Origin of the sequence: Desulfosediminicola ganghwensis, assembly GCF_005116675.2 — a bacterium.
Lineage (GTDB): Bacteria > Desulfobacterota > Desulfobulbia > Desulfobulbales > Desulfocapsaceae > Desulfopila > Desulfopila ganghwensis.
The window spans coordinates 1,370,076-1,385,243 of record NZ_CP050699.1 but is presented as its reverse complement, the minus strand read 5'-3'; the positions used below and the strand labels follow the sequence as shown (position 1 = coordinate 1,385,243).

Here is a 15,168-nt window from a genome sequence, read left to right as displayed (position 1 = left end):
TTAACAGATAATAAAGCATCAGCGCAGAAGGAGTTCCGGCAGCAGCAGTGAGATCGATGGAATATAGGTGACCAGCAGCAGGCAAAACAACATAATGCCCAGAAACGGCATGACCCCTCTGGCAACAGTCATCAGCGGTCGTTCCGTTATTCCTGAGGCAACAAAAAGATTGAGCCCGAACGGAGGCGTCAACATGCCCATCTGGATATTGAGTACCATCACCACACCAAAATGCACCAGATCGATACCATAGCGGTTCAGCGTCTCATAAAAGAGCGGTGCCAGAATGAGCATGGCGCTGACATCATCCATGAAGCAGCCGAGAATAAGGAAAAGCAGGTTCACACAGAGCAGGAACATCCAGGGACTGTTGATATGCTGCACGATAATATCAGCCAGCTGCTGGGGTATCTGCTCTGCGGTCAGTAACCAGAGAAAGGTCATGGCGCAGGCAAGAATAAACAGCAGACAGGCTGAAAGCACAGCAGCCTCCTGGCAGACATTGGTAATATCCCTGATTTTGAACTCTTTATAGATAAAGATCTCGACAAAGAGCGCATAAACCACGCTCACCGCCGCAGCTTCGGTGGGGGTGAAAAGCCCTGAGTAGATACCACCAAGCACCAGCACCGGCAGAATCAAGGCCCAGGCCCCCCGGCGGGCTGTGGTTATGATTTCTTCAACAGAACATTTTTTCTCAATACGCCAGTTATTGCGGCGGGCCACAACATAGGTGTAGGCCATGAGGGCCGCACCGATCATAAGGCCGGGTAATATGCCAGCCATAAACATCTCTGCCACGGAAACGTTCATCACCAGGCAGTAGAGGATCATCGGGATGGATGGCGGAATGACGATACCAAGCGAACCGGAGACGGTAATCAGACCAAGCGAGAATTTTTCACCATAGCCAGCTTTAATGAGGGCCGGAATCATGATGGAGCCAATGGCAACAACTGTGGCTGGTGATGAACCGGAGATGGCCGCAAAGAAGATACAGGCCAGAATACCTGCCATACCAAGCCCACCCGGAAACCAGCCCACCAGCGCATTGACAAATTCAATCAGTCGGCGGGCAATTCCGCCGCGAGTCATTATCGAGCCCGCCAGGATAAAGAACGGAATGGCTAGCAATACAAAGTTATCAAGCGCATTAAAAAGCTGCTGGGCAACAATGTGCAGAGGCGTGCAGGTAAAAAGCATCAGACATACGGCTGTGCTGACGCCGAGGATAACCGCAATGGGAACCCCCATGAAGAGCAATACAAAAAAGATAATACAAACCGCAGCAATCAGCATTTCACCCCTCCGTCCCTCACAACTCTCAGGCCATTACGCAGATGCCCAAACCCCTGGCCGCAGAAACGCAACCCCATTACCACAGAGAAAAAAGGGATTGGCAGATACGCTATATACATCGGCATTTCCAAGGTTGGAGAAGTGGTCTCAAAACCGTACAGTCTGGTCACCATCTTCCATGCGTACCACGCCACCAGAAAGAAAAACGTTCCGGACAACAACGAGGTAATGGTTCGCAAAAATTGCTGCCAGGGAGAAGCGATTCTGGTCACAAAAAGATCCATCACAAAATGACTGCCGCTCTTCACACCAATTGAGCCACCCAGAAAAGCTATAAACACGCCGAGATAACGGCCGACCTCTTCATACCAGGTGAAGGAATAGTTCAACAGGTATCGGGTAAAAACTTCCACAAAGCCGACCAAGGCAAGGCCAAGAATGGTCCAGACCAGGGTAAATTTCTCCACCCTGTCGACCAATTGCACTGCTCGCTCAATCATCACACATACCACCTGATTTGATTCATGCTGAAAACAGATAAAGCTGGCCGGTCACTTTCACAGCAACCGGCCAGCTTTGGATATCTTTCACACTTACTGCGGTTTCGTAATTACTGCTTATGCTCATTGATTTTGTCGAGCATGAAATCGAACAGATCATCACCAAATTTTTTGCGGTATTTATCCCACACAGGCTGAACAGCCTCCCTGAAACTTTCGCGTTCGGCATCGGTCAGGTGAACAATCTCAACCCCGTTGGCTTTGGCATATTCCTCAATGGAGATCTCGGACTTCGGCAGTTTGTTATGCAACTCGGCATTGACCTTGCGATTGGTATCGGTGGCAATTTTCGCAGCTTCCCTGAAGATCTGTCTGTCAGCATCACTTAAAGATTCCCAGTAGTCGATACCAACAATGATGGCACACTCGGTAACACTGTGCTGGGTCATGGTCACATATTTGGTAACCTCAGTGAATTTAACCAGGACCATTGTCAGAACGGGGTTTTCCTGGGCATCGATCACACCTGCCTGAAGAGCGTTATAGGTCTCAGGAAAAGGAATTCCAACCGGAGAAGCACCGAGTGCCTTGAAGGTGTCGAGGAAAACAGGTGAATTCATCACCCTGACTTTCAGACCTTTTACATCTTCCGGGGTTCGGACAGGTCGCTTGCTGTTGCCAAAATCACGAATCTCGTTTTCGGTCCAACCGATGCCGACAAAACCTTTCTTGGGGAAATAGGAAAAGATTTTTTCCTGCACTTCCTGGTCATCCAGGGTGGCGTAAGCCGTTGCCCTGTTCGGGAAGATAAACGGCATGTCCATGATAGCAGCCTGGGGCACAAAATTCTGAAGAACTGCGGTGGTTATTGAGGCGATCTGCAATGTACCGCTCTGCACCTGTTCAGCCATTGATCGCTCGCCACCAAGCTGTCCGGCCGGAAATGTCTGAATATCGATACGGCCTTCAGTTTTTTCCTTCACATAGGCAGCAAAATCATCGATACCTTTGGACATACCATGGAATGGTGGTGCCACATGTCCAAACTTCACACTCGCCTGGGCAGATACCGCAACACCGGACACCAGTGCCAGGCCAATTACTCCACACGCCAGTTTTCTGACGTTTGTCATCACTCTATTCTTCATTGCAGATCCCCTGATAATTTGCGTTTCCGACTTGTTGCCATAATTCAGTCTGAAGAGCATCTTCCTGTCAGGGAAAATTCCACTCCAGCCACATCTCTTTCAGGCCGATCTTACCTTGAGTTCTCTCTTTGTCAACTTGATTTCAAGCAACAATCAGAAATTAATTCACCATCAGCACCCGATAAACTAATTTTATAAGTTTTGCCTGCAGTCAAATTGCCAGTTATTCACTTTCGGATTTTCCCACCAACGAGGTGTTGCCCAGATGGAAACATTTTGACACGTTTATCCCCAATGGCAAATTGCAGATACCCCTCCCCGCAACAGACTTCTAACAATATGTTATCACGAGAATTTGATTTTTTTTTAGCCTAAAACATTGCCATAGCGGCCTTGCCTACTATATTAATGCAGTTTGAAATGTTTTAGATTTTCGTATATTACATACCATCTCCGTGACCATATGAGATGTCGTAATGGACCAACTCAATAGAGATTTGAACATGAAGAGTATAAAAGCAGTCGAACCCAAATCACGTTTTGCGCTCCTGGCTCTCATCGCGCTGACATTTCTTTCGTTTTCAACTTTTGCCCAGGCTAAATCAGCCCGTCAAATCGATATTGAGGTTGATGCGGCTCTCAAAAGTTTTACCCTGAACGTCAGCGGAGGACAGCAATTCCTGAACAGCGCCAGGGGAGTACTCGTGTTCCCGAGCGTGCTCAAGGGCGGCTTTGTCGTTGGTGGCGAGTATGGTGAAGGAGCACTGCTTGTTGGTGGCAAAACCGTCGATTATTACAACACAGCCAGCGCCTCGATAGGCTTCCAGCTTGGTGCCCAGGCTAAAACCATCATTATGGTGTTTATGGATGATTACGCACTACATAAGTTTCGTGCCAGCGACGGTTGGGAAGCGGGAGTTGATGGTTCTGTCGCCCTGGTGGAATGGGGTGCGGCAAAGAACCTCAGCACTACCAAAGTTCAGGACCCGATCATAGGTTTTGTATTCAACAACAAGGGATTGATGTACAACCTTACTGTGGAAGGCTCCAAGTTCAGCAAAATCCGCCGTTAAAAAATCAGTCTTACAAACCGGAGCAGCCATATGGCTGCTCCGGTTCTCTTTTCCCGGCAAATCGTTCAACTCTCAAAACCCAACCTCCTCAAGTTCGCATACCAAGCCTCTTCAATGCAGTGGAATCTTCTCAAGTGTTTTGTCTGTAAAAATCGCTAACCATACATTGCAGTCAAAATTTCGTATCTGACTTCGTCTGAGTTTTTGAAAATTTCCTGCCAATTCTACAAAAGCCCCTCTAATACAGATATTTTAAATAATTCGAATTGGTCACATAGCCATTAACTATTCAACACCCATATCCGGAACTTCTTGTTTTAGGTCCTTTTATGAGTTAGGATTTAATCCAATTGCACCACCCTGAAATCATTTTTTGCCAAGTCGAGTACAAGCATTTCCCATAACCCTAGTCACATACAGCCATGAAATCCAAATCCGGTCCAGGTAAATTGATCTTCATCATTTCTTGCAGTTGGTTGGCTATACTATCAGCCTTCTCCATTGGTGTTTATGTTTACGCGACAAAAAAATGGCCTTATCCACTCATAGCAGAGATTGAAAAGTTCATCACCGGCGACAAGGAGGAAACAAAAACCTTGGTGGAAAAGGTGAAAAACGACCTGAACTTCAAACCGGAACGCCACATCATAAACTCAGACAGGGGTGATCTATTTTCAGGAAAATACACTTCGCTGACTGATATTCCGACAAAATCCCGTAGATCAAAACCCCTCATATACCTCTCCCCACAGGCACCCGAAGGATACCGCCTGATATATGGTGCTTTTGACATGGAAAAATCATTTCATGGTGCCATATTGCTGAACAATCAAGGTAAAGTCAGCCATATGTGGAATATCAGTCAGGAAAATGTCTCATGGAAGCACAGACCCGATAATAACGTGTTCCCGCACGGCATAGAGATTGGCCGCGACGGCTCCATCGTGGTTGCATACGACTCTGGAACTTCGCTTACCCGTTATGACTACTGCAGCAACGAAGTCTGGCGGTTGAAAGGAAACTTTCACCACTCCGTCGCCCTGGATAACGATAACTCCGTCTGGGCGTGGGGAATCCCTGGAATAGATAAAGGTTATGGGATGAACCTGACTAAGGTCGACTACGATTCTGGCGAAGTTATCAGAACCTTTCCTTTACAGGAAATAATGGAGGCCAATCCAAGCATCGATATTTTTAGTATCTTACAGCAAGACAGTAGAGATGGTTCCAAGTGGGTGCCTGATCGCTGGCATCCCAATGATATCGAACCCCTGCCTGAAAAATGGATAGAACAATACCCAGGGTTCGAACCAGGTGACCTGTTGGTCAGTTTGCGCTCTCCGGACCTCATCTTCATCATAAACCCTGACACACTTGAGGTGAAATGGTGGCGACAGGGGTTGGCACGCCGACAACATGATCCCGACTGGAACAGTAAAGGCACTATCTCCATTTTCAACAACAATATGCACCGTGGTTTTTCGAGCATCATGGAGATCGACCCGGTCAGCTACAAACATAAAACCCTGGTTGACGGTGAAAAGTATAATTTTTACACCTGGCACCAGGGCAAACACCAGTTTCTGGAAAATAATGGCATCCTTGTCACCTCTCCACAGCAGGGCTGGGTGTTTGAAGTAGATGAGCACGGAGAAATTGTCTTTGAATTCCTGAATTATTACGGAGGCAAAAAGCAGTTTATTAAAGTATCCGAAGCCAGGTTTCTCCCCACCAACTTTTTCGAGGAGCTCCCCGTATGCAGATAATTCTACTTTTATCATTACTTCTCATCATGTTACCCCAAACCGCCCACGCCTATATTGGCCCGGGGCTTGGCATGGGTGTAGTCGGAGTCATTTTAGGAGTCATCTTCTCTATCGTTCTGGCGATATTCGGCATCTTCTGGTACCCGCTCAAGAGGGTCTACAAAAAAATCCGGACCAATGATAAACCGGCATCATGATATCGTTTGAGACTCTGCCGACACTACTAGCAGTCGTAATCGCCCCCTGTATTGTTTTCATCGAATCGTTCAGGGCATTGCCCTTTAATGCTGAACTGATCAAGCTGCGTAAACATTCTACGAAATCTGTTTCCGTTATCCGTTCCAGCAGAATAAGTGATCACAGGAAAGGGATGGTCATTCCCCATTATGCCAGGCTGATACTTCAATCAACCTGCTTGCTTGGCTTTTTCCTGCTACTCTGCTGCTCAGTCTTTACTCTCACATATCTTGCCACAGGATATCTTCTGAAAACCGATCTCACACAATCCTTCAACTCTTTCCTCAGAGTCGACACTCAAATTTCGGCGTTACTGGTAGGCACCCTCTACGCCATATTGAGAACGAAATTCACCGACTCCAAGCACAGTAAGCTTGATGCCTACTCAAGATCATCATCTTTTCTGCATCATCTTAGCTTGAATTATAAGGTGGTCCGGGAACTGGCATTCGATCTGGATTGTGCCGTAATTCCCAAGAGAGATCAGCCATCTCCTCCCCCTGTATTTGTCTCCGGACTGGCCAGAGGTGGCACCACCATATTGCTTGAGGCGTTGTACAGTACAGGAGTCTTTTCGACCCTCACATACCGTAATATGCCATTCGTTACAGCGCCTTATCTCTGGCCAAAAATCTCTCAGAACTATTATCAAACCGGAGAGAAAAAAGAACGTGCCCACGGCGATCGATTAGAGGTAAACTTTGATAGCCCTGAAGCGTTTGAAGAGATATTCTGGCTTACGTTCAGCAAAGAACAGTATGTTCAGAAAAACTCGTTAGCATTTCAGAGTCGAGACAAAGAGCTTGAAGAAAAATATAGAAAATATGTAAACAACATTCTCGCCGCGTCCTCAAGCACAAAAACAGGGACGAGGTATCTCGCCAAAAACAATAATAATTTACTAAGAATCGAATTAATCACAGCAGCATTTCCCGATGGCGTTATTCTGGTACCGTTTCGGAAGCCAATCGATCACGCCAGTTCCCTACTCAAACAACATCAGCACTTTTGTCAAATTCATAAGGAGACTCCTTTTGCACGTAAGTACATGACCTGGTTAGGCCACCATGAGTTTGGGGAGAACATCAAACCATTTGAAATCGACAGCACATTCCCGGCGGCTGCTCAGAGGCCTGCTCACTCCATCGAATTCTGGCTTCATTACTGGACCGTTTCATACAGAAAACTTCTTGATGATCACTCCCACCAGCTAGTATTTTTCAACTACGACACGCTTTGCAACTCCCCGGATACTCAGCTTACCAAGCTTGCAGCACTCCTTGATCTGGACCCGGATAAACTCGGTAGATTTGCCAAGTCAATACTCCCTGCCCGAAGCTACGCTCATGATTATGACATAGAGCCTGAGAATGTATCTCAAGCCCAAGCGGTGTACCTGAAACTTACCCAGGCTGCTCTTTAACCAGCCCCCTGCGTGCACGCTGAGTGATAACAAAGCAAAACAAGCTGGTCACCATCCATTCTCAGCGAGAAAACCACTCTCAACTTCGGTTATACACCCAACTGTTTCATAAGAGTCCCTCGTTAAACAATCCCGGCAAGCTCCCTCCTGGCAAATTCTCTGGGGCTGTTGCCAAAATAACGATTAAACTCCCGGCTGAATTGCGCCGCACTCTCATAGCCCACCACACTGGCCACCTCATTCACCCGAGTCCCGCACTGGATCACGCCAAATCACTTGCTATCATTCAACCTGCCGTGTGGCGTGTGCGGAAAGACCGTAAACGCGGCAAACTGCTCCAATATGGAAAGAGGATCCGGGGCATCACCAAAGGCGATGAGGACACCCGCATTGAAAGCGCCATTACCATGCCTGAAGAGTTCTTCCAGCAACTAAGCGTTAAAACACTGCTTTCTGATTACGATATCGGAGAAGATGGAATAGAGCGGATTGTCACTTCCCTTGAAAATCATGGCATGACAGCACTACTCTCTGAGACCCAGGACCTGAGTCTGGATACTTGCCGTGAGATACTGCGGACCGCACTTTAACCTGAAAATTTCATAAAATCACACGGAGCTGCATGGCACAATTACAATCGGCAATCATGCAGACTTCGGTGTAATCCTTCGCCTTCCCGGCCCAAAAACAGGGGTGGTTGCAATTGATCAAGAGGTCAATCCCGGCAACCACTTCTGTCGCAACATAAGGACTCTGTCAATTTGACAGGCGACATCATCTCTGCTATCAATTATTCGAGCATCTTATTCAAGGTATAGCCGCACCCTGTATCTTTTTGTTGCACATCACTCAGTGCGTGTGCAATTCCATAAAAATGGAGTGTAAAAAGGAGACTCGGATGAGCTACCCACAGCCTGCATCAGACCACCTTGAGATCCGGACCACAAACAATGTCATCACGTTGGAGGAGCTCGATCTTCAGAATCGCAAATTTCATCATCTGCATGATGAAGTCATTGCTGCCAAAGTAACTCATCTACTTCGCAAAGCTTTCTCGAAGGACGAGTATGAACAGTTGAGCTGATCAATACCGCCCTTCTCATAAGCATTTTATAGAAGGGCGGTACAAGCGGGTTCTCAATACCAAGCGATTTGCCCTGTATCGTAAATGGTGAAAACCTGAATTGAAATGCCATGCCTTCAATTCTTTTTCAGACCTGCTATTGCCTGCCTGTATGACTTATCTTTTCAATCGTTTCTTCTGATTACGCCACAATTCTATCGCTGCCAGACCCCAGAGTATCATTGCCGGGCTGGCTGTTTCCATTTCACCTGCCTGCCAATGCGTCAATAACGCACCAGTCATAGTAACAACAATAACCAGCGCTCCATAAAAGCGTGCCCTGGCAAACACAAGCAGTGCCGCACCAAGGATTTCGATGAGCCCGACCAGATACATCGACCATGCCGGATAGCCCCAACGCTCAAAATTCGCAACCATCCCCGGGTCCCCATCCAACTTGACATAACCGGCTGCAATAAAGAACGCTGCCAACAAAAAGGGGATAACAAGCTGCCTTGCCACGTACATAATTATTTTCAATGTTTCCATTATATTATTTGTCCATATCTCGTGCTATTCTCTTTAGCATTCAGAAAATTTCAGCTACACATTTTTCATAGTGTCTTTTCTCACCAATCATGACCATTGCGGCTAATTTTCGATTAAAAGTCATTAAAAACCAGACAATGAACTACGACACCTTCATTTTGGCAGATTGGTGTCCAATCCGTTTCAAAGCGGAAGCAGTTGCCATCTTCTCAAGCATTGCTTCACCTGAAATTGAGACTGGATATGATGTTTAACATCTGCAGAATCAGTAACTCATGCTCGCTGGGATAACGAAAATTCTGCTATGTACCACACAATACCGTCAGTCCAGCACAAATCAAGCGAAAACAATCCTCCAACCGCCCCCAGGGGTTCTGTTCAGGAAGGCTGGCACACCCAGCCTTCTTTTCCACCTCAAGCCAATCGACAGGTTCCGCTCACCCAGCATTGATTATAAAAGACTCCGCTGAAATCATGGCTTTTTTAATTCAAAACTACTGATAATATCGCTTGCGCAATGCACCTTTTGTTTGATAGGTTTTATTTTCACATCTGCATTCACCGTTAACCATCATTTTTCCCAAGGGTGACTCAATGAAAAGAAAACATTCGTCAGTACCGTCCGTTATTTTCGGTGTTTTTCTTATTCTCTCGGCCGCAACAGCGACAACTTCACATGCCTACTCCACAATCTTTTCATTCGGTGACAGTCTCTCCGATACCGGCAACGCCGGACGTTTCACCGACGGACTCGTTTGGGTTGAAACAATGGCACATTCTGATGCCGCAACTCTCATCAATTATTCAGTGGGAGGAGGTACCACCGCTTATGACAATTATGTTGGAATCCCAAACTCCGGCCTGCAGGCACAGATCGATGCCTGGACCTTTTCCGGAGTTGCCCCGACTGACACCCTCGTTACACTCTGGGCCGGTGCCAACGACCTGCTCATTGGACCCCGTTATGACGGCCCTGTAAATATCTACAGTGCACTAGAAAAGCTGTACACATTAGGGGCCCGGGAAATCCTGGTCCCGAATCTACCCGACATTGGTGCAACACCAGCATTTATGAGTCAAGGTACCGATACAGCAGCCAATGCGACAGCATGGACTCTATGGTTCAATAGCGAACTCGAGACGAAATTGCAGGAATTTGTAAACATTCATTCTGACACAACACTCTATTTCCTTGATGCATTTTCTATTTTCGCAGCTATACCGGAAGAGCAGAGATCAGGACTCTTCTGGATAGATGGCTTCCACCCATCCGCAACCGGACATGAACTTATCGCAAAGAGCGCCCTTCAGGTTTTAAACCCGGTTCCGGAACCTGCCACTTGCCTGCTATTCTCCACAGGCCTTGCAATCGCTGGCATTGCAGGTCGCAGAAAGAAAAATAGTGCCGGTTGAACTCAACTTCATGCTCTCATGCCGATGGCAGGTTGTACAGTTGCTCTGCCATCGGTATACTTTAGGTGTCCTCTCTTACCGGAATCCTCGTTTTCATCGCGGAGACACCATGCTCAAAAAAATCTGGGGCCTTGTGGCCATACTCATCCCTCTGCTGACATTGGGGGGATGTGGCGTCACCAGACTGAGCCCCATTGAAGATCTTGAGCAGAAAGTGCAAAGCATTGACTACAGCACCAAAAAAATAGTTCTTATGGAACCGATGATATGGCTTGACAGCAGAGATGCGGAATCAGGCATTATTCTGCCCCAGGGAATTTATCAACTTGAGGCAGAGTCTGGAAATTATCTCTATTTCGCAGCGCCTGACTATATCGAATACAGAACATTGAGAGAAGACAACGAACCGGATCGCAGGTTCCTTTTCGGTGGGCTCTTCCTCTCGAAAAAATCCCACAAAAGAATTCCTGCAGGTGCGTATTACTCAATCTCCGATCTCAACAAAGTCCATTTCTGGCGACTCGGCGACGATTTTATCGAGATGGAAGGTGAGCAATGGCAGAAACTTTTCTGAGAGAACCTTCAAAACGAATTGCATGATCCCTGCCCGCCAAAATCATCAGGCAAATATCGGGATCTTCAGTAGTCCAAACAATCCAACCACAATAGCTGCAATTCCTACCGCTACTTCCAGGGAATTCAGTTTTTCGGCAGCTTTTTCCAGATAACCGCCTATTCCCGGAATAACCAGCACCTTACTTTTCAGCAATAATAAGCCGGCACAGACTCCAACCAGGTCGTGGACCACATACCCCGGCTTGAGCAGCAGAAAGAATGCCCCGAAGCCCAGACAAGCCCAGCCAATATACTGCTGATACTCTCTCAGCCAGCACTCGAGCTTTTGTAATCGCCAACCAACGCCCTGAATATCCCTCAATACCTCAATAGCCAGAATCACTCCCGCCGCGATGTTGGCAAGATCAAAAAAAGCTGTCATCTCCTCCTCCCCTGCCGGGCATACCAATGGCCGGCAAACAATTGCTCAACATCGATAGAAAAAGCGTAACTCTCACATCCTTTGCTACAGACAACGTATCCCTCCCAGGCTCCATTGACAATGACCACAGGGAACCTGGCTACCGAAACAGTCATTGGCCCCGCTGGCATTTTCGTTTATGAGATTCACACATGGTGCCATGGAACAGCTCCAGCACGGGGTGTACTCATATTCTCCAGCCTCTTGCCGAAATTGCCGAAATTCACCCCGCTGCCAGATCTCCGTCAGATTCATGTTGTTTATGTTGCCCATGATTCGCTCCCGGACCTGAATCTCTTCCTGCGAAACCCGGCACGAATAATTATGCCAGAGAAAGTGGCAAGGCATCACATCGCCTCTGACATTTATACAGGCAGTTTTCTCTTCAATAAAGGGACAGCTGCGCTGATCCTGGGCCTGCAATGGAGGCAACACAAGTTCTATCCCATGTTGTTGAGCGATACTGAAAGCCTCTTTACAGTATTGCTCAACCTCCTTGAGCGATATGCCGGAATAGTGAAACAATCCTTCCAGGTTCAGCCGGACATCGTGTTCCCTGGCTTCCTTTTGCAGTTGTGTAAGGATTTTCATCTCTGTTGCAGTGGACCGTGTTCCCGCGAACCTGCGGTAATTGGCAAAGGCCTTTTCCAACTCTACACCCTGCTCTTTCGCCCTGGTTTTATAACGCTCAAAAAGCGCAATGGCCCCTTGGAAACTGGGATTGAACAGACTTGCCTGCTCACTTTGGCCATCGTAGAGAATAAGGTTGGTGGTAATAATATAATCCACCCCGTTCTCTGCCCCCCAACGAATGAACTTTGGCAGCTGCCGGTAGTTTCCCCTGGTCAATACGATTTCAAGCCCGATGCGAAAGCCTGTTTTCGCGTATTTTCGTACAGCCTCCAGATTTTTCAAGCCACGCTGAACAGAGATAAACGAGTGTTCCTTACCCCCGTTGGTCCCGCACGCATTACCGATACCATCTCCAGGTTCAGAAAAATTATCCACAGAAAGACATATAGTTCCCAACCCGGCCGAAACAAGTTCCCGGCCACGTGACTCATCGAGAAGCAGACCATTACTCTGGAAGCCGATGGAAGAGTCTGCTTTCATCGCTTTCGCCGCCATTTCAACAATTTCAGGAAGGGCAGGATGCAACAACGGCTCCCCTATGCCATTCAGGACAAGAGCGTCTGCGTGAGCGAGAGCCGGAAGCAGCCTGCTGAAGGTAGCAAGAGACATATCATCTTCAACGATGCTGCTGCCCTCCATATATTTAACACACATCTCACATTGCAGATTGCAGCGCGTGGTAAGCTCTGCGTAAACCTTCTCTGGATTGCAACTCAATCTATTTTCCATCAAACCAAACACTTTTTCCTTTTCCGTTTTTGTCACCGCCTCAACCAAACAGCACTCTATAGTTCCACAATTCCACGCATTCCACCACTAACTTCCCTTGACTTCCATCATTCAGGCATGATAATTTTCCATGACACGAAAACTATAACTACCGTGTCACTACCAATTATCATTTGCGAGGTTATCCATGTTTTTCCCCATTTCCGGAGTTGAGGTTTCTTTATGGGTTCCCCCACTGGTGGCCTTTGTTATCTCCTTTTTCACTTCGATGGGAGGTATCTCCGGAGCGTTTCTGCTCTTGCCATACCAAATGACATTTCTTGGATATACAGCTCCTTCCGTGAGCGCCACCAACCAATTGTTTAACATTGTAGCCATCCCCAGCGGCGTCTACCGTTATTGCAAGGAGGGCCGAATGGTCTGGCCGCTGACCTGGATCATCATCCTCGGTACCTTACCTGGCGTATTCATTGGCGCTGTAGTCAGGGTTCTCTATCTGCCGGACCCCAGATATTTCAAACTTTTTGCCGCCTGCGTGCTGATCTACATAGGTATCAGGATGGTAAAAAGCCTGATGCAAATGCGACGGGAACGGGCCTCAAAAGTTGCGGCCCGGGAGAATGTTGCCAAAGATACCGAGATCATCGGCTCCCAGGTTCGGGTTACGCACCTGAGCTGGACTCGCATGTGCTATTCCTTCAATGAGACCGGGTTTGAGGTCTCAATCATATCACTTTTCATGCTCAGTCTCGTGGTCGGGGTGGTTGGCGGCATCTATGGTATAGGTGGCGGCTCAATTATTACCCCATTTCTGGTCACGTTCTTTGGGCTCCCGGTCCATACCGTGGCAGGTGCCGCTCTCATGGGAACGTTCGTCACCTCAGTGGCCGGAGTCATTTTTTACCAGGCCATTGCTCCATTTTTCCCTGAAACTGCTGTTTCTCCGGATTGGGCCTTAGGGCTGCTCTTCGGCCTGGGCGGAATGTTGGGCATTTACTTCGGGGCCCGCTGTCAGAAGTATGTCTCCGCCACACACATCAAGCTTATGCTCGCTGTGGTAATCATATTTACAGCCGTAAAATATATCGCTGACTTCATATTATCGTGATAATCATAAAGAGATGTGAAAGGTATTTTTCATAAAAAATCATCAATAGTTCTCACGTGAAAGTTGCAATTAAAGATCAGCGCAGTTATCTGGATGCAGAACAGCTGCACACCCTGGAAACACGCTTTCGCGAGTGGGCCAAAGCGCCAAAGCGAGACGATGTTCGTCTCTCCCGCCAGCGCATTCTCATTATCTTCCTGCTTATCCGTTATACCGGTGCAAAGCTGAGCGAGGTACTGTCACTCACTCCGGCAAATGATATCGATTTTGCCAATCATCAGATCAGCTTCAAGGGAGACAGGGCAGATGGTTCGCTTTCCAGCAGAAAGGTCCATATCTCTGAACAATTTGCCATTGAGCTGCAGGAGGTGCTCGACCTCCCGGAGTTTGCTCCTCTACTGAATTCCCTGGATGTAGACCCCGCCTTTATCCGCAGAAAATTTTACGAGCGGGCCCATGAATGCGGCTTCGACAAGCAGCTTGCCGGACCGGAGATGATACGTGGAGCCCGTGCAGCAGAGTTGATGCGCGGCAACCTGCCAATGCCGGCAGTACAGGAGATGCTCGGTCAGTCAACACCAAATCTCACCTCGGCCTATGTCACATTCACACCTGACGAGATCGATCGGTTAACACGGGTATACATTGAGCGTGAAGCAAACAGGAAGACAAGTGCCAGAAATTCCTTTTTCGGCAAAATACAAGCCATCCGCAAAGGTGAAATTCAGGCAACCATTACCCTTGCAACCCTCAGTGGCAACACCATCACTACCATGATCACCACTAACAGTCTGGAAAATCTTGGTCTGAGCGAAGGGCAACTCATAACGGCGGAAGTCAAGGCACCCTGGGTTATTCTGCAAAATTCATCCGAGCGGCCTGGCAGCAGCGCTGACAATGTGCTGAATGGCGTAATTCAAACCATCAACAGTGGTAAAGTGAGCAGTGAATATGTGGTGAAACTTGCCGACGGCACGACACTCTGCGCCGTCATCTCAAGCGAGAGCGGCCGGGCTCTCCGCCTGAAAGCGGGTGATGAGGTGTGGGCACTGTTCAACTGCTATGGTGTCATCCTGCATCTGGACGGATAAACCCCGCTCCATGGGCTGAAGCAGGGTTTATCCGAAGGTATCGCGTCTTCATACCGGACCATGCTCTGGTCCGTTCGCTGTTAAATGAGCTGTTCGTGTT

At 47.8% G+C, this 15,168-nt stretch carries 16 protein-coding genes; 10 read left to right on the top strand and 6 right to left on the bottom strand.

The genetic code is table 11. From position 1 onward, the window contains the following. Window positions 1-18: 18 nt before the first annotated feature. From FCL45_RS05955 to FCL45_RS05945, 3 genes are all read right to left on the bottom strand, one after another. On the bottom strand, window positions 19-1,299 hold the full coding sequence (locus FCL45_RS05955; protein ID WP_228721445.1) for a TRAP transporter large permease: 1,281 nt from the start codon (window positions 1,297-1,299) through the stop codon (window positions 19-21). Continuing rightward, complete coding sequence (locus FCL45_RS05950) at window positions 1,293-1,799, bottom strand: TRAP transporter small permease (protein WP_136798808.1); 507 nt, start codon at window positions 1,797-1,799, stop codon at window positions 1,293-1,295. The genes FCL45_RS05955 and FCL45_RS05950 overlap by 7 nt, the downstream gene beginning before the upstream one ends. A 110-nt stretch (window positions 1,800-1,909) precedes the next feature. Continuing rightward, window positions 1,910-2,947 (bottom strand): TRAP transporter substrate-binding protein, encoded by a 1,038-nt coding sequence (locus tag FCL45_RS05945; RefSeq protein WP_217907680.1) that lies wholly within the window; start codon window positions 2,945-2,947, stop codon window positions 1,910-1,912. 503 nt (window positions 2,948-3,450) lie between these two features. On the opposite strand from FCL45_RS05945, the gene FCL45_RS05940 reads away from it, so the two are divergent. The 6 genes from FCL45_RS05940 (at window position 3,451) to FCL45_RS05910 (ending at window position 8,530) form a co-directional block, all read left to right on the top strand. Further along, entirely contained in the window at window positions 3,451-4,020 is a 570-nt protein-coding gene (locus tag FCL45_RS05940; protein WP_136798809.1) for a BPSL1445 family SYLF domain-containing lipoprotein, read from the top strand. Between the two features lie 476 nt (window positions 4,021-4,496). After that, window positions 4,497-5,786, top strand: a complete 1,290-nt coding sequence (locus tag FCL45_RS05935) for an arylsulfotransferase family protein (RefSeq protein WP_167495844.1) — start codon at window positions 4,497-4,499, stop codon at window positions 5,784-5,786. Then, on the top strand, window positions 5,777-5,983 hold the full coding sequence (locus FCL45_RS05930; protein WP_136798811.1) for a hypothetical protein: 207 nt from the start codon (window positions 5,777-5,779) through the stop codon (window positions 5,981-5,983). The genes FCL45_RS05935 and FCL45_RS05930 overlap by 10 nt, the downstream gene beginning before the upstream one ends. Further along, the gene (locus tag FCL45_RS05925) at window positions 5,980-7,446 is read left to right on the top strand and encodes a sulfotransferase (RefSeq protein WP_136798812.1); all 1,467 of its coding nucleotides are present in this window, start codon (window positions 5,980-5,982) and stop codon (window positions 7,444-7,446) included. The genes FCL45_RS05930 and FCL45_RS05925 overlap by 4 nt, the downstream gene beginning before the upstream one ends. 23 nt (window positions 7,447-7,469) lie before the next feature. Further along, window positions 7,470-8,036 (top strand): dehydroquinate synthase/iron-containing alcohol dehydrogenase family protein, encoded by a 567-nt coding sequence (locus FCL45_RS25455; protein ID WP_136798813.1) that lies wholly within the window; start codon window positions 7,470-7,472, stop codon window positions 8,034-8,036. Window positions 8,037-8,344: 308 nt separating this feature from the next. Beyond that, on the top strand, window positions 8,345-8,530 hold the full coding sequence (locus FCL45_RS05910; protein ID WP_136798814.1) for a hypothetical protein: 186 nt from the start codon (window positions 8,345-8,347) through the stop codon (window positions 8,528-8,530). A 156-nt stretch (window positions 8,531-8,686) separates the two neighbouring features. Here FCL45_RS05910 and FCL45_RS05905 read toward each other — a convergent pair whose 3' ends face one another. Continuing rightward, window positions 8,687-9,058 carry a DoxX family protein gene (locus tag FCL45_RS05905; protein WP_136798815.1) on the bottom strand — a complete coding sequence of 124 codons (372 nt, stop codon included), beginning with the start codon at window positions 9,056-9,058 and terminating at the stop codon, window positions 8,687-8,689. Window positions 9,059-9,652: 594 nt separating this feature from the next. Here FCL45_RS05905 and FCL45_RS05900 point away from each other — a divergent pair. Together FCL45_RS05900 and FCL45_RS05895 are read left to right on the top strand one after the other, a co-directional pair. Continuing rightward, a complete protein-coding gene (locus FCL45_RS05900) occupies window positions 9,653-10,471 on the top strand; it encodes an SGNH/GDSL hydrolase family protein (protein ID WP_136798816.1) in 819 nt (272 codons plus the stop codon). A gap of 109 nt (window positions 10,472-10,580) precedes the next feature. Continuing rightward, window positions 10,581-11,045, top strand: a complete 465-nt coding sequence (locus FCL45_RS05895; protein WP_136798817.1) for a hypothetical protein — start codon at window positions 10,581-10,583, stop codon at window positions 11,043-11,045. A 45-nt stretch (window positions 11,046-11,090) separates the two neighbouring features. Here the strand turns inward: FCL45_RS05895 and FCL45_RS05890 are convergent, their stop codons facing one another. Together FCL45_RS05890 and FCL45_RS05885 are read right to left on the bottom strand one after the other, a co-directional pair. Next, complete coding sequence (locus FCL45_RS05890; RefSeq protein WP_136798818.1) at window positions 11,091-11,468, bottom strand: hypothetical protein; 378 nt, start codon at window positions 11,466-11,468, stop codon at window positions 11,091-11,093. A gap of 84 nt (window positions 11,469-11,552) precedes the next feature. Further along, the gene (locus tag FCL45_RS05885; RefSeq protein WP_136798819.1) at window positions 11,553-12,905 is read right to left on the bottom strand and encodes a radical SAM/SPASM family putative metalloenzyme maturase; all 1,353 of its coding nucleotides are present in this window, start codon (window positions 12,903-12,905) and stop codon (window positions 11,553-11,555) included. A gap of 151 nt (window positions 12,906-13,056) precedes the next feature. On the opposite strand from FCL45_RS05885, the gene FCL45_RS05880 reads away from it, so the two are divergent. After that, window positions 13,057-13,977 (top strand): sulfite exporter TauE/SafE family protein, encoded by a 921-nt coding sequence (locus FCL45_RS05880; protein WP_136798820.1) that lies wholly within the window; start codon window positions 13,057-13,059, stop codon window positions 13,975-13,977. Window positions 13,978-14,033: 56 nt separating this feature from the next. Next, the gene (locus FCL45_RS05875) at window positions 14,034-15,068 is read left to right on the top strand and encodes a TOBE domain-containing protein (RefSeq protein WP_136798821.1); all 1,035 of its coding nucleotides are present in this window, start codon (window positions 14,034-14,036) and stop codon (window positions 15,066-15,068) included. The last annotated feature ends 100 nt before the right edge of the window (window positions 15,069-15,168 follow it).